The organism is Roseovarius sp. PS-C2, from assembly GCF_018862045.1.
Classification (GTDB): Bacteria; Pseudomonadota; Alphaproteobacteria; order Rhodobacterales; family Rhodobacteraceae; genus Roseovarius.
Window position 1 is genome coordinate 308,766 of sequence record NZ_JAHKSQ010000003.1, and the last position, 19,827, is coordinate 328,592.

Here is a 19,827-nt window from a genome sequence, read left to right on the forward strand (position 1 = left end):
TGCGCGTTCCACGACAAACCGTCAGGTTGACCATATGACACTTGCCGCCGCCATATTCGGGCGCGCCGCCAAGGCGGTGATCACGCTCCTGCTGATCGTCATCCTCAATTTCTTTCTCATCCATGCCGCGCCGGGTGACCCGGCGATGGTCATGGCAGGCGAGGCCGGAGCCGCGGACGAGCAATTCATCCAGCAACTGCGCGAACAGTTCGGACTGGATCAGCCGCTTTACGTCCAGTTCTGGAATTACGTCTCGGGCGTTCTGCAACTGGATCTGGGCTATTCCTATCGCCAGCAGATGCCGGTCCTGGAGTTGATCCTCGATCGCCTGCCTGCCACATTGCTGCTGACGCTGACCGCCTTTGGCATGTCGCTGCTTCTGGGCATCGTGTTCGGACTGGCGGCGGCGGCGCGTCAGGGCAAGTGGGGCGACACGGCGATCACCTCGATGGCGCTTCTGTTTTACGCCACACCGCTGTTCTGGGTGGCGCTGATGGCCGTGGTGCTGTTTTCGGTCAAGCTGGGCTGGTTCCCCGCCTTCGGTTACGAAACCGTCGGTGCGGGGTTCACCGGGCTGGAAATGATCCTGGACCGGCTGAAACACCTGTTCCTGCCCGCGCTGACGCTGGGGCTGTTTTTCATGGCGGTCTACCTGCGCATGACACGCTCTTCGGTGCTGGAAGTCAGCCAGATGGATTTCGTCAAGACCGCTCGCGCCAAGGGGCTGGCCGAAGGCACGATCCGCCGCCGCCACATCCTGCGCAATGCGCTGTTGCCAGTGGTCACGCTGGCGGGTCTGCAAGCCGGGCAACTGGTGGGCGGTGCGGTTCTGACCGAAACCGTCTTTGCATGGCCGGGCATCGGGCGGCTCATGTTCGAAAGCCTGACCGCGCGGGACTACAACACCCTCCTGGGCGTGTTCCTTGTCTCGGCGGCGATGGTCATCGCATTCAACATCATCACCGATATCGTCTATCGGTTGATCGACCCGCGAATCTGAGGAGGCAGGACAATGATGGATTTCCTCAAACGCTTTTCCCGCAACCGCGGTGCACTGATCGGGCTGATCATACTGCTCACCGTTGTCCTGCTGGCGGTATTCGCGCCGCTGCTTTATCCCGACAGCCCGTGGAAAATGGTGCAACGCCCCTTCCTGCCACCGTTCAGCACCGATGGCTTCTTGCTGGGCACCGACACGCTGGGCCGCGATGTCGCGGCGGGGCTGGTGCACGGGGCGCGGGTATCGCTGATCGTCGGGCTGGTCTCGACCCTCGTGGCATTGCTGATCGGCGTGCCGCTCGGCGCCTTCGCGGGGTTCTATGGCGGGCTGATCGACGACGGCGCCATGCGCTTTACCGAGTTTTTCCAAACAATCCCCAATTTCGCACTGGCCATCGTTCTGGTCGCCATTCTGGAACCCACCCTGCCCACGATCACGCTGGCCATCGCCATCGTCAGCTGGCCGCCCGTCGCCCGCCTCGTCCGGGCCGAGGTACTGTCGCTGCGCAAGCGCGAATTCGTCGATGCCGCCCGTCTGGCGGGGCTGTCGAACACGCGTATCCTGTTCGGCCATGTGTTGCCCAATGCCATGTCGCCGATCATCGTCATGGCCTCGCTGATGGTGGCCACGGCGATCCTGCTGGAAAGCTCGTTGTCGTTCCTCGGGCTCGGTGATCCCAACATCATGAGCTGGGGCTACATGATCGGGGCTGCGCGCACCGTGATCCGCTCGGCCTGGTGGCTCAGCTTCATTCCGGGCGTGGCGATCCTGCTGACGGTGCTGTCCCTCAACCTAATCGGCGAAGGGCTGAACGACGCGCTCAACCCGCGTCTGGCCAGAAAGGGGCGCTAAGACATGGATGCCGTTCTTTCCATTCAGGACCTCGCGATTTCGCTGCCTCCGGGGGCCGATCGCGACTATGCCGTCCAGAATATCAGTTTCGATCTAAATGCCGGTGAAATCCTGTGCGTCGTTGGTGAATCCGGGTCGGGCAAGTCGATGACCGCCAATGCGCTGATGGGCCTGTTGCCCGATCAGGTCGAGGTCGCGCGCGGTGCCGCGCAGTTCGAAGGGCGCGACATGCTCGCCTTGCCCGATACCGAGCGGCGCAAGCTGCGTGGCGATCGGATCGGCATGATCTTTCAGGAGCCGATGACCGCGCTCAACCCGCTGATGCGCATCGGCGATCAGATCGCCGAGGTGTTCGAGGCCCATAACCGCCACACGCCCCCGGAACGGCGCGAAAAGGCGCTGGCCCTGATCCGCGAGGTCGGTCTGCCCGACCCCGAAAAGATCATCCGCGCCTATCCGTTCCAACTGTCCGGCGGTCAGCGCCAGCGCGCGATGATCGCCATGGCCCTTGCGCTGGACCCCGCGATCCTGATCGCGGACGAGCCCACAACGGCGCTCGACGTGACCACACAGGCGCAAATCCTCGACCTGATCAAGACGATCCAGGAACGCCACGGCATGGCGGTGATGTTCATTACCCATGATTTCGGTGTCGTCGCAGAAATAGCCGACCGCGTGATCGTCATGCGGTATGGCGAGATCGTCGAACAGGGCTCCGCCCGGGAGGTGCTCAGCAACCCGCAGCACGACTATACCCGCGCCCTGCTCGACGCGATCCCCTCAGATAGCGTGCCCACCCCCGAGCCGGTCACCGAACCGCCGGTCCTGGAAGTCCGCGATCTGCGCAAGACTTTCGTCACCTCTGGCGGCCTGTTCAAACCGACGCGCAGCGTAACGGCCATTGACGGCGTATCGTTCAGCATCGCGCGGGGCGAGGTTCTGGGTATCGTCGGCGAATCCGGCTCGGGCAAATCCACCGTGGGCCGCGCCATCGTGCGGCTGGTCGAAGCCGACAGCGGCGAGGTGATCCTTGACGGGCAGGACATGAACACCCTGACCCCCGCCGAACTGCGCACCGCCCGCCGCCGCGTGCAGATGATCTTTCAGGATCCTTACGCCTCGCTCAATCCGCGCAAGAAAATCCTGCACGCGCTGTGCGAAGGTCCGATCGTGCAGGGCGTGCCCAGGGACAAGGCCCACGCCCGTGCCCGTGAATTGCTGGAAATCGTCGAACTGGACCCCGGTGCGGCCGACCGATACCCGCATGAATTCTCGGGCGGGCAGCGTCAACGCATCGGCATCGCCCGCGCGCTGGCGATGGACCCCGACCTGATCATCGCGGACGAGGCGGTTTCGGCGCTGGATGTCTCCATTCAGGCGCAGGTTCTGGAACTGCTGCGCGATCTGCAACAGCGCCTTCACCTGTCGCTGATGTTCATCACCCACGACATGCGCGTGGCGGCGCAACTGTGTGACCGGGTGGCAGTGATGCAATTCGGCAAGCTGGTCGAGATCGGCCCGGTGGCCGAGGTGTTCCTCAATCCCAAGGCCGAATACACCCGCAACCTGCTGGCCGCCGTGCCCGGCACCGAATGGCAGGTGGGCGCCGCATGACCCCGCTCTGGAGCCTGACCGCCACCGAACTGGTTCAACTCATTCAGCGTGGCGATGTCAGTGCCCGCGACGTCACCGAAAGCACATTGTCGCGCATCGACGCCGTGAATGCGGAGTGCAACGCCATTGTCTCCCGCTGCGATGACGAAGCCCTTGCCGCTGCTGACGCAATAGATGCCGCCCGCGCGCAGGGGCTGGACACCGGGCCGATGGCGGGTGTTCCGATCACCATCAAGGTCAATACCGATCAGGTGGGCCATGCCACCACCAACGGGTTGCGCCGCCAGCGCGACCTGATCGCGACGCAGGACAGCCCCGTCGTGTCGAACCTGCGCAAGGCCGGGGCGGTCATTGTCGGGCGCAGCAATACCCCGGCGTTTTCCCTGCGCTGGTTCACCCGCAATTCCCTGCATGGCCATACGACCAACCCTCGCGCTCCGGGGATCACCCCCGGCGGGTCGTCGGGCGGGGCCAGCGCGGCGGTGGCCGCCGGGATGGGCCCCGTGGCGCATGGCACCGATATCGCAGGCTCCATCCGCTACCCGGCCTATGCCTGCGGCATCCACGGCCTGCGCCCGTCGCTTGGCCGCGTTCCGGCCTTCAACACATCGGCGCCTGACCGCAATATCGGCGCCCAACTGATGGCGGTGTCCGGCCCCTTGGCCCGTTCGATTCCCGATCTGCGGCTGTCGCTTGCCGCCATGGCGCAGCCCGACCTGCGCGATCCCTGGTACACGCCCGCCCCGCTGCACGGCCCCACCCTGCCCCGGCGCGCGGCGCTGTGCCTTGCCCCCGACGGGATGGAGGTCGACGCCCCGGTCAAGGACGCCCTGCGCGCCGCCGCCTCGCGCCTTGCCTCGGCTGGCTGGCAAATCGACGAGGTCGACACCCCGCCCGTCCACGAGGCCAAGCGCCTGCAACTGATCCTGTGGCTGTCGGAGATGCGCATCGGTGCGCATGACGCCATCATCGACGAGGACGACCCCGACGCGCTGGCGATCTACGACTATCTTCAGGCCATCGTGCCCGAGTCCGAACCGCCTGCGGTGCTGGAAGCCTTGCGCGGTCGCTCGCGCCTCATGCGGCAATGGCGGGTCTTCCTGTCCGACTACCCTGTGATGCTGTGTCCGGTCTCGGGCGAATTGCCGTTTGACGATCTGCGCGACGTGATCAGCCAATCCGAATTCGAAACGATCATCGCGGCGCAGGCGCTTCAGATCGGCCTGCCCTTCCTCGGGTTGCCGGGGCTGAGCGTCGCCACAGGAACGGCACAGGGCCGCCCCGTCGGAGTGCAACTGGTCGCGAACCAGTTTCGCGAGGATATCCTCTTGGACGCCGGGGACATCATCGCCGGAATCGTACCGACGACATTATAGGCTGCTGTTAGTAAACCTAACGATAACTCTAAGAATTTATTCCTTTTTGTTAGCTGTATTCGGAAATATAACTGGTTGCCGAACCTGAACTCAGCGACGGAGCCCTCTTTTGTCCAAGCCGGAACAGACACTCGACGTTACGGTCTGGCGCGGCACTGCGGCGGGCGGCAAACTTGAAACCCACAAGGTTCCGGCGCGCGACAATCAGACTGTTCTGGACGTGGTCAGCTGGATTCAGCACCATTCCGATCCCACCCTGACCTATCGTTTCGCCTGTCGTGTCGGCATGTGCGGCAGTTGCGCGATGATGGTCAACGGAATCCCCCGCTGGACCTGCCGCACCCATGTGGGCAAGGTGGCGGATGAGGGAAAACTGACCATCGAACCGCTGCGCAACCTGCCGGTCATCAAGGACCTGGCCGCCGATATGGACCCGTTTTTCGATAAATGGGTCGCGGCGGAGGGGCTGCATCACCCCACCCAATCCCGGCAGGACCCGATCGAGCCGATTGACGCAACCACCCCGGCGCGCAAGCAGGCCAATGCCGGGATCGAATGCATCAATTGCGCGGTCTGTTACGCCGCCTGCGATACGGTGGCGGGCAATCCCGAATATCTCGGCCCCGCCGCCCTGCAACGTGCCTGGACCTTGCTGAACGACACTAGGGATGGCGCACGGGCCACGATCCTTGATGCGGTGTCGAGCGTGGGCGGCTGTCACAATTGCCACTCGATGGGCTCCTGCACACAATATTGCCCGAACGAGCTCGATCCGATGAGCGCCATCGCCGGCGTCAAACGCGAAACGGTGCGCCATGCCCTGCGGAGGCGCAAGGATGCTTGACCTGCGGCTATACATGGCGCAGCGCCTGTCGGCGCTGATCATGGCGCCGCTCGTTCTGGGGCATATCGCGGTGATGATCTATGCCATTCAGGGCGGGCTCAGCGTGTCGGAGATCCTTGGCCGCACCCAGGGATCGGCCTTCTGGTTCGCGTTTTACGGCCTGTTCGTCCTGGCGGTATCGATACATGCCGCCATCGGCCTGCGGGTGATCGCACATGAATGGGCGGGGCTCCGGGGCACGGCGTTGTCATTGTTCACATGGGCCACCGGCCTTGGCCTTTTTACACTCGGAGCACGCGCCGTCTGGGCCGTGACCTTCGCATGAAAACACCACCACGCGCGCACCCCCTTTGGCTGGCCTTCATCCTGCACCGCCTGTCCGGTCTGGCGCTGGCGCTGTTCCTGCCGCTGCATTTCTGGACCCTGTCCAAGGCCATCACCGCCCCCGACAGTCTGGACAGCTTCTTTGCGCTGACTGAACTTCCCGTCGTCAAACTGGCCGAATTCGGGCTTGTCTTCTTGCTTGCCGTTCACCTGTTCGGCGGGCTGCGCCTTCTCGCGCTGGAGTTCCTGCCCTGGAGCAACAGCCAGAAAACACTGGCCGCCGCCGCCGTGGGCGTTGCGGTTCTGGTGTCCGGCTCCTTTTTCCTGAATGCGATCTGACCCATGCGTCCTGACATCGATCATCACGACACCGATATCCTGATCCTCGGCACCGGCGGCGCGGGCCTGTTCGCTGCGCTGCACGCGCAACAGACCGCCCCCGAGGGGACGAAAATCACCATCGCCGTGAAGGGGCTGATCGGGAAGTGCGGCTGCACCCGCATGGTTCAGGGCGGCTATAACGTCGCTCTTGGCGGCGGCGATACGGTCGAGCGGCACTTCATGGATACGATCAACGGCGGCAAATGGCTTCCCAATCAGGATATGGCCTGGCGGCTCTGCGAACAGGCCGTGGTCCGCATTCACGAGTTGGAAAACGAAATTGGCTGCTTTTTCGACCGCAACCCCGACGGCTCCCTGCACCAAAAGGCCTTTGCCGGACAAACCGCCGACCGGACCGTGCACAAGGGCGACCTGACCGGCATCGAAATCATCAGCCGCCTGATGGAACAGGTCCTTTCGCGCCCCGTCGAGAAGTTACAGGAACACCGTGCCATCGGCCTGATCCCCACCCGTGACGGCAGCGCGCTGGCTGGCGTGCTGATGATCGACATGCGCACCGGGCGCTTCCGCTTCGTACGGGCCAAGACCGTGCTGATGGCCACCGGCGGCGGCCCGACCATGTACAAGTATCACACGCCCTCGGGCGACAAGACGATGGACGGGCTTGCCATGGCGCTGCGCGCGGGCCTGCCGTTGCGCGACATGGAAATGGTGCAGTTTCACCCCACCGGCCTTCTGGCGGGCGATCACACAAGGATGACCGGCACGGTTCTGGAAGAAGGGCTGCGCGGTGCTGGCGGGCATCTTCTGAACGGGTCCGGCAATCGCTTCATGTTCGATTACGACGGCAAGGGCGAACGCGCCACGCGCGACGTGGTCAGCCGTGGCATTTATGAGGAAATGCGCAAAAGCAACACCTCGGAAAACGGTGGGGTCTACATCTCGATGGGGCATCTCGGCCCGGAATTCGTGGCCGAGAAGTTCAAGGGCATGGTCAAGCGCTGCGCCGATTGCGGCTTCGATCTGGCCGGTGGCCGGGTCGAGGTGGTGCCGACCGCGCATTACTTCATGGGCGGTGTCGTGGTCGATGTGGATACCCGCACCGCGCTTGAAGGGCTTTACGTGGCGGGCGAGGATGCCGGCGGCGCGCATGGCTCGAACCGGCTGGGCGGCAATGGCGTGGCCAATTCAACCGTCTATGGCGGTATCGCGGGCGACACGATGGGTGTCGATATTCGTCAGATGGGCGCCCTGCGCGACCCCGACCCCGAGGTTCTCGAGGCCGAAATCGCCCGCGCCATGCGCCCCTTTGCCCGGCCCCCCGGCGCGCTTCACCCGCTGCGCCAGACCCTGCAAGAGGTCATGTGGGATGAGGTCGGCGTCATGCGCACCGCCGACAGACTGGAGCGCGGCATCGCCTGCGTCGACGACATCCGCGCCGAACTGATGGAAACCGGCGTCGCCGCCGACTCCCTCGCCTTCAACCTGACATGGCATGACTGGCTGAACATGGCCTCGCTTTGTGATATATCCGAAGTGATCGCCCGCGCCGCCCTGTGGCGCGAAAACTCGCGCGGGGCGCATTTCCGCGAGGATTTCCCGGATCAGGGTGATCTGGACAGTTCGTACTTCACGGTTGCGCGGCAATCCGGCGAGTCCGTCGAGGTCAGCCGCGAACCTGTTCAATTCACCATCGTCCGCCCCGGCGAAACCATCCTGCCCAAGGGCGAACCCGATACACTGGTGGCCGCACAATGATACCCATCGACCTGATCCAGAGCACTGCCGAAACCCTGATGGACAAGGCCGCCATCGAAATCCCGCAGGATTATCTGGACGGCCTCAAAGTCGCCGCCGAAACTGAAGATGGCGACCTGTCGTCCTTTGTTCTTCAGGCCATGCTGGAAAATTACGAGGCCGCCAAGGAAGACCGCCGCGCCATGTGCGGCGATACCGGCGTGCCGCGCTGGTACGTCAAGATGGGCAACACCGCGCAGGTCGAAGGCGGCATGTGCGCCCTGGAAACCGCCCTGCGCCGCGCCACAGCAAGCGCCACCAACGGCGTGCCTTTGCGCCCCAACCGCGTGCATCCCCTCTGGCGCACGGACCATGACAACAACGTCGGCATTGGCGCGCCGGAAATCGAATACGGGTTCGAACCCGAAGGCGACTGGATCGACCTGATCACCGTTCACAAGGGCGGGCTGTTCGGCACCGATTACCGGATGTTGTTCCCCTCGGACGGGATCGAGGGCATCAAGCGGTTCTATCTCGATACGCTCGTCGCCTTCGGTAAGCGCGGCCTTGCCTGCCAGCCCGCGATCATCGGCATCGGCCTTGGCGGGTCCAAGGACACCTGCATGGTCCTGGGCAAACGCGCCGCCACCCTGCGCACCGTGGGCAGCCGCAATTCCGATCCGAAGATCGCCGCGCTCGAGGACGAGTTCAAGGACCTAGGCAATTCCATCGGCATGGGCGCGATGGGCTTTGTCGGCAAGAACATGGTGATCGACTGCAATATCGAGGTCGGCTATTGCCACACCGGCGGCATGCAGATGAGCGTCCACGCCTTCTGCCTCAGTTCCCGCCGCGCCGTGGCCCGGCTTTACCCCGACGGGCGGGTCGAATACCGCACCGACCCCGACTGGTTCACCCCCTATCAGCGCCGCGACAGCGTGGATTGGCCAGCCATGGCGCAGGACGCTGCGGAATGAGTGCCGCGCCGCCTCTGGCCGGGGTGCGCATCCTCGACCTGACCCATGTTCTGGCCGGACCCTATGCCACGGGCCAGCTTGCCCTCATGGGAGCCGAGGTGATCCGCGTCGAACGTCCCAATGGCGACGATTTCGTGCGCCGCCATGGCGGCAGCGAAGACATGCGCGCCGCCGGACTCGGGGCGTCGTTCCTCAGCCAGAACGCGGGCAAGAAATCCACGGTGATCGACCTCAAGACCAAAGAGGGCCTCGATCTCGTCATGGATCTGGCCGCCTCCGCCGACATACTGGTCGAGAATTTCCGCCCCGGCGTGGCCGACCGGCTGGGGCTGGATTTCGAAACCGTCCGCGCGGTGCGCCCGGATGTGATCTATGCCAGCATTTCGGGCTTTGGCCCCGACGGCAAATTGTCGGGGCGACCGGCCTATGATCATATCCTTCAGGGCCTCAGCGGGCTGATGGCCATGACGGGCACCCCCGACAGCGGCCCGCAGCGCGTCGGCTTTCCCATCGTCGATTACGTCGCCGGACAGGCCCTTGTCGCCGCCATACTTGCCGCCCTGATCCAACGTGACCGACACGGCAGCGAGGCACAGAAACTGCATGTCTCGATGCTCGATGCCCTTGTCAACCTGATGGGGCCCTATGCCGTCAACTGGCAAGCCACCGGGCAGATGCGCGGGCTGGAAGGCAACCGCGCCTTTTCGGATTCGCCCTTCTCGGGCCGCTTCGACACGTCCGACGGCCAGATCGTGGTGACGGCGAACACCCCGGCACAGGCCATGCGCCTGTGCGCGGCCCTGGGCGACCCGACTCTGGCAGACGAACCCGATGCCGGCCGCGTCCGCGCGGCGCTCGATACCGCCTTCGCGCAGCGCACTACCAAGGACTGGGACGAGAGACTGGCCGACGCACAAGTGCCTGCTGGCCCGGTTCTGGGTCTTGATGAGCTGCTTGCGGATGACGACCTGTCCAGACTGCTTGACTGGCACGATCTGAATGTACCCGAACTCGGGCGCAGCTTCCGGGTTCCCGGCCTCACCTTTCGTGCCCCTTGGGCACCCGACACGCTGCCAAACGCACCGCGCTTCGGGCGGGACTCACGGCAGGTTCTGGCCGATCTGGGTCATGGCCGCGAACGGATAGATGCACTGATACAGAACGGCGTCATACAGGACGATCCGGACAGGAGGACCATTCGATGAAACCGCGTGAGATCCGCCTCAGCACCACCCCCACCAACGAAGACATCGCGCAGCTTCGTCTTGGCGACATCGTCTATCTGGACGGGCTGATGTATACGGCGCGCGAAGGCGTCTACATGCGCGCGCTGGAACAGCAGGCCAATATCCCGATGGAACTGCCCTCGCAAAGCGCGGCGAACTTCCACTGCTCCCCCGCCGCCGTGATCCGCGAGGATGGCAGCTTCGACATGGGCGCCGTCACCGCCACCGCCTCGTTCCGGTTCGCCAAATGGTTGCCCGAATGGATCGCCAAGACCGGCGCCAAACTGATCATCGGCAAGGGCGGCATGTCTTCAAAAGACTACAAGGAATATTTCGTTCCCAACGGCGCGGTCTACCTGTCCACCGTGGGCTACGGCACCGGCGCTTTGCTGGGCCGCGGGGTCGAAAATGTCGAGGCCGTTCACTGGCACGAGGAACTCGGCCTTGCGCAGGCCATGTGGGTCATCAAGTGCAACCGGATGGGACCATTCATCGTGGCTTCGGACATGCAAGGAAACTGCCTGTTCGAACGCGAAAATGCCAAGATATCCCAACATCTTGCGCGGGTTTATGAAGGTACGAAACCCGCCGTCCTGAAACGCTATGGCGAAACCGATGACCGCAGCGACGAGGTGATCGGCTGATCTTAGCCGCTGATGTCCAGCTCCAGCGTGCGGAACCGCTCGATCTCTTCGGGCAGCGCGTCGATTCCCAGGCCCGGCATATCCGGGATCGCAAATATCCCGTTGCAAACGGGCCCGCCCGCGAAAAAGGCGTCGCGCAGCGGATTGGTGTTCACATCCAGTTCCAACAGGCCCGCGCCGCCCGCTGCCGCAAGCACATGCGCCGATGCGCTCAACCCGATGCCACCGCCAAGGAAATGCGGGCAATAGGTCAATCCGGCCTCCACCGTCTGACAGGCAACGGCAAAGCAGCCGCTGACCCCGCCCCATTTGGCCAAGTCAGGCTGAATGAAAGTTAATGTTTTACCTTCAACAACTTCGCCAAATGCTTTGAAACCCGTTATATTTTCACCGGCGGCCAATGGAATGTCACAGGCTTTCGCCAAAGTCTCCCACTCCTGCGCGGGACGATCCGCACGGATCGGTTCTTCCAGCCAGCCAAGGGGCAATCCCTCCGCCTGCGCCGCAAAACGCAAGGCCGCATCCAGCGTCCAGGACTGATTGGCGTCCGCAAAAAGCCGCTCCTGCGGCCCCAGCCCGTCGATCAGCATCTTCAAATCCGTCATGTCGCGCTCTTCGTCGAACCCGATCTTTACTTTGAAGGCCTCTATTCCCTGCGCCCGCGACGCTTTGATCGCCTCGACCGCGCGCGACACATGCAACCCGCTGGCATAGACCGGCACGGATGCCGACGCGCCGCCGGACAACCAGTGTGCCAGAGGCATTCCGGCCCGGCGCGCCGCCATATCGCAAAGCGCCGTGTCGAGCCCGGCCAGAACCTGCCGGAACGGGCCCCATTCGCCGCATTGCAACGCGCGTGTTTCGGTGCGTTCGGTCAATTCGCGCCACAGGCGTTGCGGGTCGTCACCGGCCTGCCCCAACACAAGATCGGCGATATCTTCGTTCAGAAGACGCGCCCGATGCTCGGCCCCGGCAATAGGCCAGTTGGCGAAAATCTCACCCCAGCCGAAGGCCCCGTCGCTATCCTCGACCCGCACGAACACCGCAGGGCGGTCGCGCATCACCCCAAAGGACGTCGCGACCGGCGCAGGGGTCGGCGCGCGAAAGACATGGACGTTCAATCGTGCAATGCTCATAGCACCTCCCGCAGCATCAGGATCGTGCCCGATACCAGGCACATGCCGATCAGAAGCCGGCGAAACAGATCGTCCGACAACCGCTTGAAAACCGTGATCCCGATCTGCGCCGACAGCAATGCACAGGGCAGCGCCACGGCCAGATACAGCAGCGTCTGCCCGTCATAGACGCCCCGCAGCGCCAGCATCAGCGCCGTCACCCCCAGAATCACCACGTTGAAGGGCTGCAAAACCGCCCGCGTTTCCGCCTTGGGCCAGGGCCGCATGGAACACCACATCGTCGGCAACGCCCCCGAAAGCGACGCCGCGCCGCCCAGGATGCCACCAAGAAACCCGACGCCGACATCGGCCACCGGCGTTGGCCTCTCAAACCGCGGCAACGACCGGCGCAAGGTAAAGAACCCGCCGTAGAGCAGAAGGAACCCCGCGATCACCAGCTTCAACGTCCGCGCCTCGATCACCGACAGCGCCAGCAATCCCAACGGAATGCCCACCAGCCCCGGCACGACGAAACGCGCCATGCGCCCCGCCCTGTCCCAGATCGCGCCGCGCACAACCCAAAGCCCCTGCAGGCCGCTGATCACCGACAGGATCACCACCACGGCCACGGCCTGTTCAGGGGTCATGACTTTCAGGAAAAACCCAAGCGCGAACAGGGCCGTCCCGAACCCGGCCAACCCGTTGATGAACCCGCCCATGACCGCCCCGAGCACCACCGGAAAGATCGTCTCGAAACTCATGCCGCGCCGCCCTCTGTACCGGGTTCCAGCGGATGGAACACGCCGATATCCACGGCCCGCGACAACGCGGCGTGCAGTTCGTCCAGAACACGCATGCGCGCGGTGTCGCGCCTGTGAACCAGCCCCAAATGACGCGTCGGCGCATCCTCGGGCAGCGCCAGCCGCTTGACCGGCACCGGGTTTGCCGTCGTGACACATCCCGCAGGGACGATGGAAACCCCGAGATTGGCGTAGACCATGCTGGAAATCGCTTCCAGCCCCTCCAGTTCCATGGTTTCGCGCACCCTGATCCCCTTGCTTTGCAACCAGGCTTCGATCGTCTGACCGACAACCGCATCGCGGTTGAACCGGATGAACGGCAACCGGCCGAGCAATTCCATCGGATCGTCGCTGTCGCAGTCCTGCGCGGCAAGCAGTTGCATGGGCTCTTCGGCGATTTCGCGATAGTCCAACCCCTGCGGCATCACCATGGGGCGCGAGATGATCGCCGCATCCAGCGTCCCGCGCTCGATCTGGGCGATCAGATGCGTGGTCAGTCCCGGATAAAGCCGCACATGCAGCCCCTCGAACCTCTGTTTCAGAACTGAAATCGCCAACGGGGCCAGGCCGGTCAATGTGGTCGGCACCGCGCCAAGCGCGACATCTCCCTTCAGGCTGTCCTGACTGACAACCGACGAAACGATACTGTCATAGGCGCGCACCACCTCGCGCGCCTTGGCCACGATGGCCCGGCCCGTCGGCGTCAGTTCCGGGGTCCGCCGCGAGCGGTCGAAAAGGGTGATCTGCCACTCCTCTTCAAGCGCGCGCATCTGCTGGCTAACGGCGGCATGGGTCACATGCACGGCCTCGGCGGCGGCGCTGAACGTGTAATGATCATCGACCGCTATCAGGGTGCGCAGCATTCGGATCGACATGTCGGGGCCACCTACCGTTAGATAAAGTAACTGTTTATGTAATCGAATATTACTTCTATAAAGTTTTACTTAAAGTTATACAAAGTCAAGAACCGCGCAATATCATTCTGGATGTCGTATAAAGCGGGTCATGAAAAGGGAGGAAAAACATGAATTTCAAGACGTTTCTGGCCACCAGTGCCACAATGCTCGGCTTGACCGCCACGGCAGCCCTGGCCGAGTATCCCGAGCGCCCGATCAATATGGTCATCCCCTACGGTGCAGGCGGGGCCACCGATATTTCGGCCCGCACCATCGCGGAACCGTTGGGGGCGGCGGTGGGTAAACCGCTTGTCATGGCGAACGTCACCGGCGCGGGCGGGGCCACCGGCTCGGTCGCCGTGCAGAACGCCACGGCCGATGGGTACACGATGCTGTTCGCACGCGTGGGATCGCATTCGGTAAACCCGGCGATGAAGGCCACCCTGCCCTATACGCTCGACGATTTCCGCTTTGTCACCGTCTATGAAATCAACCCCGTGGCCTGTGCCGTGGCGCCCTCCTCGGGGATCGAGGACATGGACGGCCTGATAGCCAAGGTTGCCGAAGGCGGTGTGTCCTACAGTTCCTCGGGCGTGGGCTCGATGCTGCATCTCGCCGGGGCGATGGTGCTGCGTGAATTCGGCGTCGAAGACCCGCTGAACGCGGCCACCCACATCCCGCAAAAAGGCGGCGGTGCCGCGGCGACTGCCGTTCTGAACGGCACTGCCACGTTCATCTGCACCAATTCCTCGGCGCTGGCCAGTTTCGTGGCCAACGGGCAGTTGAAACCGATCCTCGTCACCACCGCGGAACCGATCCCCGGTTTCGACGCTCCCACGGCTGCCGATCTCGGCAAGCCCGCGCTGCATCAGCTCGTCGGCTGGACCGGCATCGCAGGGCCCGCCGGCCTGCCCGATGACGTGGCCGAAAAGTGGGGCGCATGGATGGCCGAAGCCACCGCCGACGAAGAGTTCGTCGATAAGATGACCGCCCGCGGGTCGATCATCCGGCTGATGAACCCCGAAGAGGCCAACGACTTCATCACCGGCCAGTACGAAACCTTCCGCAAACTGGTTGACGAGTTGGGAATGCGCGTCGAAGGTTGAACACCCGCCCCTGAAATCCAGGCAACGTGCCGGGCCCGCCCCGTCAGGCCCGGCGCACCACCGAGAGAGGCGTCGCGTGACAAACCGAACGATCCAGTTGCAACTTGGGATCGGGGCCTGCGTGGCCGCCCTGTTCCTGATCTTCCATGCAATACCCACATGGGTATCGGCCCCCAGCAACATATCCAACATCATCCTGTCGCCTCTGTTCTGGCCCTATACGCTGGCCGGGGTGACGATCCTCGCCGGGCTTGGCCTGATCGCCGCCGGGCTGCGCGCGCCGTCAGATGACGCGCCGGTGAACACGCCGGTCGACGACACGACCGCCGCGTGGGTTCGGCTGGCGAGCATGGCGGCGATCATGACCGCAACGATGTTTCTCCTGCCCCGGCTCGGCATGGTCTGGACCTCGATGCTGGTCTTTGCCGCCACGGCCTTCCTGTTCAAAACCCGCCACCCCCTGACCGCGATGATCTGCGCCGTGGCCGTCCCGCTGGTGCTCTATGCCTTTTTCGCCCATGTGGCGGGCGTCGCGATCCCGCAGGGGCATTTCGTGAGACTTCCATGAGCTTTTTCGACAGCCTGATGGCCGGACTTTCACTGGTCGGACATATCGAAGCCTTCCTTGCCCTTGCCGGGGGCGTGGCCATCGGTGTGATTGGCGGCGCGATCCCCGGCATGTCGGCCACCATGGCCGTCGCGCTGACCCTGCCCTTTACCTTCGCCATGCAGCCGATCACCGGCATCCTGCTGCTGCTCGGGGTCTACAAGGGCGGCATCTTCGGCGGGTCTATCCCCGCCATCCTGATCAAGACCCCCGGCACCCCGGCCTCCTCGGCCACCATCCTCGACGGATACCCGATGGCCGAAAAGGGCGAGGCGGGCCGCGCGCTCGGCATGGCGCTCTGGGCCTCCTGCACCGCCGACCTGATTTCGAACCTCGCCCTGATCATCTTTGCCGGGTGGCTGGCCTCGTTCGCGCTCAATTTCGGCCCGCCCGAATTCTTCACCCTGATCCTGTTCTCCCTGACCATCATCGCGGGCGTGTCGGGCGACAGCCTGCTGCGCGGCGCGCTCTCGGCCATTCTGGGCCTGTTGCTGGCCACCGTCGGCCTCGATCTGGTTTATGGCACCAATCGCTTTACCTTCGGCGATCCGAACATGATGGGCGGGCTGAACTTCATCGCCGTCCTGATCGGCCTGTTCGCCATCCCCGAGGTGCTGGCCATGGCCTGGCACCCGACGGCCCATCTGGGCAAGGCGCGCTCGCTTGGCAGCAACCGGGTGACCTTCGCCGATTACAAACGTTCGTTCCGCTCCATCGTCCGGGGCAGCCTGATCGGCGTCTTCCTCGGCTCGATCCCCGGCATCGGCGCCGCCCCCTCGGCCTTCCTCAGCTATTCCGAGGCCCGCCGCAAATCGAAGAACAAGGAAAACTTTGGCAAGGGCGAGGTCGAAGGTGTCGCCGCGTCCGAGGCCGGCAATAACGGCGTCGCAGGCGCAACCCTGATCCCCTTGCTGGCCCTCGGTGTGCCCGGAGACGTGATCACCGCCATCATCATCGGCGCCTTCATGATCCACGGGCTGCAACCGGGGCCAATGATGTTCATCCTGAACGTGGATATCATCTATGGCCTGTTCATCGGCCTGATCGTCAGTTCCGTCTTCCTGTTCTTGATCGGCAGCGCGGCCATTCGCGGCTTCAAGTTCGTGGCCGACATCCCCAAACGCCTCCTCATTCCCGGCGTTCTGGTGCTGTGCATCTACGGGGTGTTCGCGGTGAACAACAATATCTTCGACGTGGGCGTCATGTTCGTCATGGGCTGGGTCGGTTACATCATGATGCGCTACCACATCCCCGCCGCCCCCTTCCTGATCGCCTTCATCCTCGGCCCCCTGCTCGAAGACAACTTCCGTCAGGCGATGCTGATGTCGGGCAGCGACTGGAAAATCCTGTTCCGCGGGCCGATCACGTGGTTCTTCTGGTCCGTCACGGCCATCACCGTGATCGCCATCATTCGCGTGGGCATCAAGGCCACCCGCGACAGCCGCCGCGCCAGGGCGGAAAGACGGGCCCGCGATGCAGGCTGATACAACCCAACGCGGTGCCGACCTTCTGGTGCGCACCTTGTCGCGCGCGGGCATCACACGGATTTTCGGCCTTTCGGGCAACCAGATCATGCCGATTTTCGACGCCTGCCTCGATGCCGGAATCGAGATCGTGCACACCCGCCACGAAGGCGCCGCGGTCTTCATGGCCGAGGCCTATGCCCAACTCACCGGCACGACCGGCGTTGCGCTGGTCACGGCGGGCGGCGGGCTGACCAATGCGGCGGGCGCGCTGTTTTCGGCGCGGGCCTCGGATACGCCGGTACTGCTGCTGTCGGGTGACAGCCCGCTGGCGCAGGACGGGCGCGGCGCATTTCAGGAACTCGATCAGGCCTCGATCACAGCGCCCCTGACGAAACTCTCATTCCGCGCGCAAACCCCGTCGGACCTGGCCGAGGGCGTCATCAACGCCCTCCAAACGGCGCAATCGGGCTGTCCCGGCCCGGTGCATATCGCCCTGCCCTTCGACCTGCTGTGCGATGCCTGCACGCACCCCATACCCAAACCGCCAACCACGGATCGCACCGCTGTCCCTGACATCACGGGCATCACCAAGGCATTGGCACAGTCCGCCAAACCCCTGATCCTGCTGGGCTCGTCACTCACCCCGACCCGCGCGCCGGGCCTGCGCGATGCGCTCCAACTCGCCTTGCAGGCACCCGTCCTGCCGATGGAAAGCCCGCGCGGCCTGAACGATCCTTCGCTCGGCGATGTTCGGCAGGCCGTGGATCAGGCCGATCTGATCGTCTCCCTGGCCAAGCGGATCGACTTCACCCTTGGGTTCGGGGCGGGATCGGCACGTTGGATCGTGGCTCATGCCGAGCAAGCAGAAATCGACCGCGCCAAACGCAACCTTGGCGATCGCCTGATCACTGGCTTGCCCGTTGCCTCAGCGCCGCTCACTGACGCGCTGAAATCCGTCACGGGCCAACCCGCACGCACCGATTGGCTGTCAGAGGTCGAGGCCCTGACAGCCAAACGTCCCGATACGTCACCAACAAACAATCACATCACATCGGACAGCCTGTGCAGGACGGTCCAGCAAGCCCTGCCATCCCGTGCAGGCAGCATCGTGATCAGCGATGGGGGCGAATTTGGCCAATGGGCTCAGGCCCTGACGGCAACGGATACCCGCGTAATCAACGGCATATCCGGCGTCATCGGCGGCGGCCTGCCCTATGGCATCGCCGCCTGCGCCGCGCGCCCCGGCGTGCCTGTGGTGGTGTTGTCGGGCGACGGATCTGCCGGGTTCCACCTGTCCGAGTTCGAAACCGCCGCCCGCGCCGGCCTGCCGGTGCTCATGGTGATCGGCAACGATTGCCGCTGGAACGCCGAACACCAGATCCAGCTGCGCGACTACGGTGCCGGGCGCCTGTCAAACTGCGATCTGACGCCTGCACGTTACGATCTGGCCGCCGTCGCCCTTGGCGCGCATGGCGAATACGTCACCTCACCTGCCGATTTGGCCCCGGCGCTCGAGCGCGCCCTTGCCAGCGGCAAACCGGCCTGTGTCAACGTCATGATCCACGGCCTGCCCGCCCCTTCGGGACATTAGCCCCCGGTCACGTCCTTCATCACCGTCAGGAACCGGCGCAGTTCGTCCTCGGTGTTGTAATGCGACAGCGACACGCGAACGCAATCCTCCAGCCCCAACGGCCCGAGAATATTGCCGCAATAATGGTCGTTCTTGCGGATATGCACGCGAATGCCATGCGCACGCAGATGGCTCACCAGCGCGCCCGACTCCATACCCTCGATCCGCAAGGAAACAACGCCCTCGCGCCCCTCGACAGCATCGCCGCCTATCAGTTGCACCCCCGGCATGTCCTTCAGCCCCGGCAGGTTGCCCACGCCCGAAAGCGCCCCGCGCATCAGCATGGCCTCCTGTTCGGCAATCGCATGGCCCGCAGCCTCCAGCAGGGCGCGGCGATCACCGGCATCGCTCACCTGCCCGCCCAGCCACTCCAGATAGGCCACCACATCCGAAAACGTCGCATAGGCCCCGGTGTCGCGCGTTCCCAACTCCCAGTTTTCCGCGGCACCGCCCAGGATCTGCTCTTTCGGGCAGCCGCTCAGCCGGTCCGAGGCCCAGCCAACTCCGTAGCCATGACGCGAAAACATCTTGTAGGGCGACACCGCATAGCCATCCGCCCCGATCCCGCCCACGTCCACCGCGCCGTGGCTGGCATGCTGTATCCCGTCCACGACGATGAAACATTCGGGCGCAACCGCGCGCACCTCGGCGATTATCGCGCCCACATCCACCGTCATCCCCGTCACCGGCGAAGTATGCACGATACTGACCACCCGAAGATCGGGCGTCAGGTGCTTGCGATAAGCCTCGGCCTTGACTGTGCCGCTGGCATCGTCATGCGCCACGCGGATCAGCTCGCGCCCCGTCACATCCGCCCACCGCGTCATCGCCGACACCGATGCCGGATGCTCCAGCGTGCTGCCCAGCATCCTGCCCCCCTCCGCCGCACCGAGCGCCGCCGTGCGGATCAGACGGAACAGCACCTCGGTGCCGCTTTCCCCCACGAACACCTGCCCGCCCGGCGCGTTGAAGAACAGGCGCATATCCGCCTTGCCCCGCGCAATCGTCTCCATCAGCGCGCCCGAGGCCGGATTGTCGCGCCCCTGATTGTCCGGGTAGCCCGCATAGGCCGCCGAGGTCTCGATCACCGATTTGAGCCGCAACGCCCCACCCGCGCTTTCAAAGAATATCCGCTCTCCCTCGAAGGGGCAGGTTTCCACATGGGCAAAGCGGCCTCTGACCGCCTCCATCAGGCCGGGGGTGCTGGCAATCATCTCTCATGGCTCCGCATCGTTGGGATTCAACCCACATGCATCGCGATTGCGCCCCGA

At 64.1% G+C, this 19,827-nt stretch carries 19 protein-coding genes; 15 read left to right on the forward strand and 4 right to left on the reverse strand.

All coding sequences use genetic code 11. From position 1 onward, the window contains the following. Positions 1-34 precede the first annotated feature (34 nt). The 11 genes from KPG71_RS07485 to KPG71_RS07535 all read left to right on the forward strand — a co-directional run bounded on the left by KPG71_RS07485 (position 35) and on the right by KPG71_RS07535 (position 10,936). A complete protein-coding gene (locus KPG71_RS07485) occupies positions 35-1,000 on the forward strand; it encodes an ABC transporter permease (protein WP_216337473.1) in 966 nt (321 codons plus the stop codon). Positions 1,001-1,012: 12 nt separating this feature from the next. Beyond that, positions 1,013-1,852, forward strand: a complete 840-nt coding sequence (locus tag KPG71_RS07490; protein WP_200797764.1) for an ABC transporter permease — start codon at positions 1,013-1,015, stop codon at positions 1,850-1,852. A gap of 3 nt (positions 1,853-1,855) precedes the next feature. Then, a complete protein-coding gene (locus tag KPG71_RS07495) occupies positions 1,856-3,466 on the forward strand; it encodes an ABC transporter ATP-binding protein (RefSeq protein ID WP_216337474.1) in 1,611 nt (536 codons plus the stop codon). Beyond that, positions 3,463-4,842 carry an amidase family protein gene (locus tag KPG71_RS07500; protein ID WP_216337475.1) on the forward strand — a complete coding sequence of 460 codons (1,380 nt, stop codon included), beginning with the start codon at positions 3,463-3,465 and terminating at the stop codon, positions 4,840-4,842. Before KPG71_RS07495 ends, KPG71_RS07500 begins: the two co-directional genes overlap by 4 nt. Positions 4,843-4,951: 109 nt before the next feature. Beyond that, on the forward strand, positions 4,952-5,686 hold the full coding sequence (locus KPG71_RS07505) for a succinate dehydrogenase/fumarate reductase iron-sulfur subunit (RefSeq protein WP_216337476.1): 735 nt from the start codon (positions 4,952-4,954) through the stop codon (positions 5,684-5,686). After that, on the forward strand, positions 5,679-6,011 hold the full coding sequence (locus KPG71_RS07510; protein ID WP_216337477.1) for a succinate dehydrogenase: 333 nt from the start codon (positions 5,679-5,681) through the stop codon (positions 6,009-6,011). Before KPG71_RS07505 ends, KPG71_RS07510 begins: the two co-directional genes overlap by 8 nt. After that, complete coding sequence (gene sdhC, locus KPG71_RS07515; RefSeq protein ID WP_253196152.1) at positions 6,008-6,349, forward strand: succinate dehydrogenase, cytochrome b556 subunit; 342 nt, start codon at positions 6,008-6,010, stop codon at positions 6,347-6,349. The genes KPG71_RS07510 and sdhC overlap by 4 nt, the downstream gene beginning before the upstream one ends. 3 nt (positions 6,350-6,352) lie before the next feature. Continuing rightward, a complete protein-coding gene (locus tag KPG71_RS07520) occupies positions 6,353-8,110 on the forward strand; it encodes an L-aspartate oxidase (protein ID WP_216337479.1) in 1,758 nt (585 codons plus the stop codon). After that, positions 8,107-9,066 carry a fumarate hydratase gene (locus KPG71_RS07525; RefSeq protein WP_216337480.1) on the forward strand — a complete coding sequence of 320 codons (960 nt, stop codon included), beginning with the start codon at positions 8,107-8,109 and terminating at the stop codon, positions 9,064-9,066. The genes KPG71_RS07520 and KPG71_RS07525 overlap by 4 nt, the downstream gene beginning before the upstream one ends. Beyond that, positions 9,063-10,271, forward strand: coding sequence for a CaiB/BaiF CoA-transferase family protein (locus KPG71_RS07530; RefSeq protein ID WP_216337481.1), 1,209 nt, complete (start codon positions 9,063-9,065; stop codon positions 10,269-10,271). Before KPG71_RS07525 ends, KPG71_RS07530 begins: the two co-directional genes overlap by 4 nt. Next, a complete protein-coding gene (locus KPG71_RS07535; protein WP_216337482.1) occupies positions 10,268-10,936 on the forward strand; it encodes a fumarate hydratase C-terminal domain-containing protein in 669 nt (222 codons plus the stop codon). The genes KPG71_RS07530 and KPG71_RS07535 overlap by 4 nt, the downstream gene beginning before the upstream one ends. Before the next feature lie 2 nt (positions 10,937-10,938). On the opposite strand, the gene KPG71_RS07540 is transcribed toward KPG71_RS07535, so the two are convergent. The 3 genes from KPG71_RS07540 to KPG71_RS07550 are packed head-to-tail and all read right to left on the reverse strand — an operon-like array spanning position 10,939 to position 13,726. Next, positions 10,939-12,072: a mandelate racemase/muconate lactonizing enzyme family protein gene (locus tag KPG71_RS07540; RefSeq protein WP_216337483.1), complete on the reverse strand. Its 1,134-nt coding sequence runs from the start codon at positions 12,070-12,072 to the stop codon at positions 10,939-10,941. Then, positions 12,069-12,812, reverse strand: coding sequence for a sulfite exporter TauE/SafE family protein (locus KPG71_RS07545; RefSeq protein WP_216337484.1), 744 nt, complete (start codon positions 12,810-12,812; stop codon positions 12,069-12,071). The genes KPG71_RS07540 and KPG71_RS07545 overlap by 4 nt, the downstream gene beginning before the upstream one ends. Then, the gene (locus KPG71_RS07550) at positions 12,809-13,726 is read right to left on the reverse strand and encodes a LysR family transcriptional regulator (protein WP_216337485.1); all 918 of its coding nucleotides are present in this window, start codon (positions 13,724-13,726) and stop codon (positions 12,809-12,811) included. Before KPG71_RS07550 ends, KPG71_RS07545 begins: the two co-directional genes overlap by 4 nt. Before the next feature lie 149 nt (positions 13,727-13,875). On the opposite strand from KPG71_RS07550, the gene KPG71_RS07555 reads away from it, so the two are divergent. From KPG71_RS07555 to KPG71_RS07570, 4 genes are all read left to right on the forward strand, one after another. Further along, the gene (locus tag KPG71_RS07555; RefSeq protein ID WP_216337486.1) at positions 13,876-14,853 is read left to right on the forward strand and encodes a tripartite tricarboxylate transporter substrate binding protein; all 978 of its coding nucleotides are present in this window, start codon (positions 13,876-13,878) and stop codon (positions 14,851-14,853) included. Between the two features lie 76 nt (positions 14,854-14,929). Then, entirely contained in the window at positions 14,930-15,421 is a 492-nt protein-coding gene (locus KPG71_RS07560) for a tripartite tricarboxylate transporter TctB family protein (RefSeq protein ID WP_216337487.1), read from the forward strand. Then, positions 15,418-16,944: a tripartite tricarboxylate transporter permease gene (locus KPG71_RS07565; protein WP_216337488.1), complete on the forward strand. Its 1,527-nt coding sequence runs from the start codon at positions 15,418-15,420 to the stop codon at positions 16,942-16,944. Before KPG71_RS07560 ends, KPG71_RS07565 begins: the two co-directional genes overlap by 4 nt. Further along, a complete protein-coding gene (locus KPG71_RS07570) occupies positions 16,934-18,517 on the forward strand; it encodes a thiamine pyrophosphate-binding protein (protein WP_216337489.1) in 1,584 nt (527 codons plus the stop codon). The genes KPG71_RS07565 and KPG71_RS07570 overlap by 11 nt, the downstream gene beginning before the upstream one ends. Here the strand turns inward: KPG71_RS07570 and KPG71_RS07575 are convergent. Beyond that, complete coding sequence (locus KPG71_RS07575; protein WP_216337490.1) at positions 18,514-19,770, reverse strand: aminotransferase class V-fold PLP-dependent enzyme; 1,257 nt, start codon at positions 19,768-19,770, stop codon at positions 18,514-18,516. The two genes, KPG71_RS07570 and KPG71_RS07575, sit on opposite strands and share 4 nt — an antisense overlap. Between the last annotated feature and the right edge of the window lie 57 nt (positions 19,771-19,827).

Coding starts and splice junctions, on each gene's coding strand:
- KPG71_RS07490 (WP_200797764.1), top strand. CDS start 1,013: ATGATGGATTTCCTCAAACGCTTTTCCCGCAACCGCGGTGCACTGATC.
- KPG71_RS07500 (WP_216337475.1), top strand. CDS start 3,463: ATGACCCCGCTCTGGAGCCTGACCGCCACCGAACTGGTTCAACTCATT.
- KPG71_RS07545 (WP_216337484.1), bottom strand. CDS start 12,812: ATGAGTTTCGAGACGATCTTTCCGGTGGTGCTCGGGGCGGTCATGGGC.
- KPG71_RS07485 (WP_216337473.1), top strand. CDS start 35: ATGACACTTGCCGCCGCCATATTCGGGCGCGCCGCCAAGGCGGTGATC.
- KPG71_RS07555 (WP_216337486.1), top strand. CDS start 13,876: ATGAATTTCAAGACGTTTCTGGCCACCAGTGCCACAATGCTCGGCTTG.
- sdhC (WP_253196152.1), top strand. CDS start 6,008: ATGAAAACACCACCACGCGCGCACCCCCTTTGGCTGGCCTTCATCCTG.
- KPG71_RS07510 (WP_216337477.1), top strand. CDS start 5,679: ATGCTTGACCTGCGGCTATACATGGCGCAGCGCCTGTCGGCGCTGATC.
- KPG71_RS07520 (WP_216337479.1), top strand. CDS start 6,353: ATGCGTCCTGACATCGATCATCACGACACCGATATCCTGATCCTCGGC.
- KPG71_RS07535 (WP_216337482.1), top strand. CDS start 10,268: ATGAAACCGCGTGAGATCCGCCTCAGCACCACCCCCACCAACGAAGAC.
- KPG71_RS07570 (WP_216337489.1), top strand. CDS start 16,934: ATGCAGGCTGATACAACCCAACGCGGTGCCGACCTTCTGGTGCGCACC.
- KPG71_RS07530 (WP_216337481.1), top strand. CDS start 9,063: ATGAGTGCCGCGCCGCCTCTGGCCGGGGTGCGCATCCTCGACCTGACC.
- KPG71_RS07540 (WP_216337483.1), bottom strand. CDS start 12,072: ATGAGCATTGCACGATTGAACGTCCATGTCTTTCGCGCGCCGACCCCT.
- KPG71_RS07525 (WP_216337480.1), top strand. CDS start 8,107: ATGATACCCATCGACCTGATCCAGAGCACTGCCGAAACCCTGATGGAC.
- KPG71_RS07575 (WP_216337490.1), bottom strand. CDS start 19,770: ATGATTGCCAGCACCCCCGGCCTGATGGAGGCGGTCAGAGGCCGCTTT.
- KPG71_RS07565 (WP_216337488.1), top strand. CDS start 15,418: ATGAGCTTTTTCGACAGCCTGATGGCCGGACTTTCACTGGTCGGACAT.
- KPG71_RS07550 (WP_216337485.1), bottom strand. CDS start 13,726: ATGTCGATCCGAATGCTGCGCACCCTGATAGCGGTCGATGATCATTAC.
- KPG71_RS07495 (WP_216337474.1), top strand. CDS start 1,856: ATGGATGCCGTTCTTTCCATTCAGGACCTCGCGATTTCGCTGCCTCCG.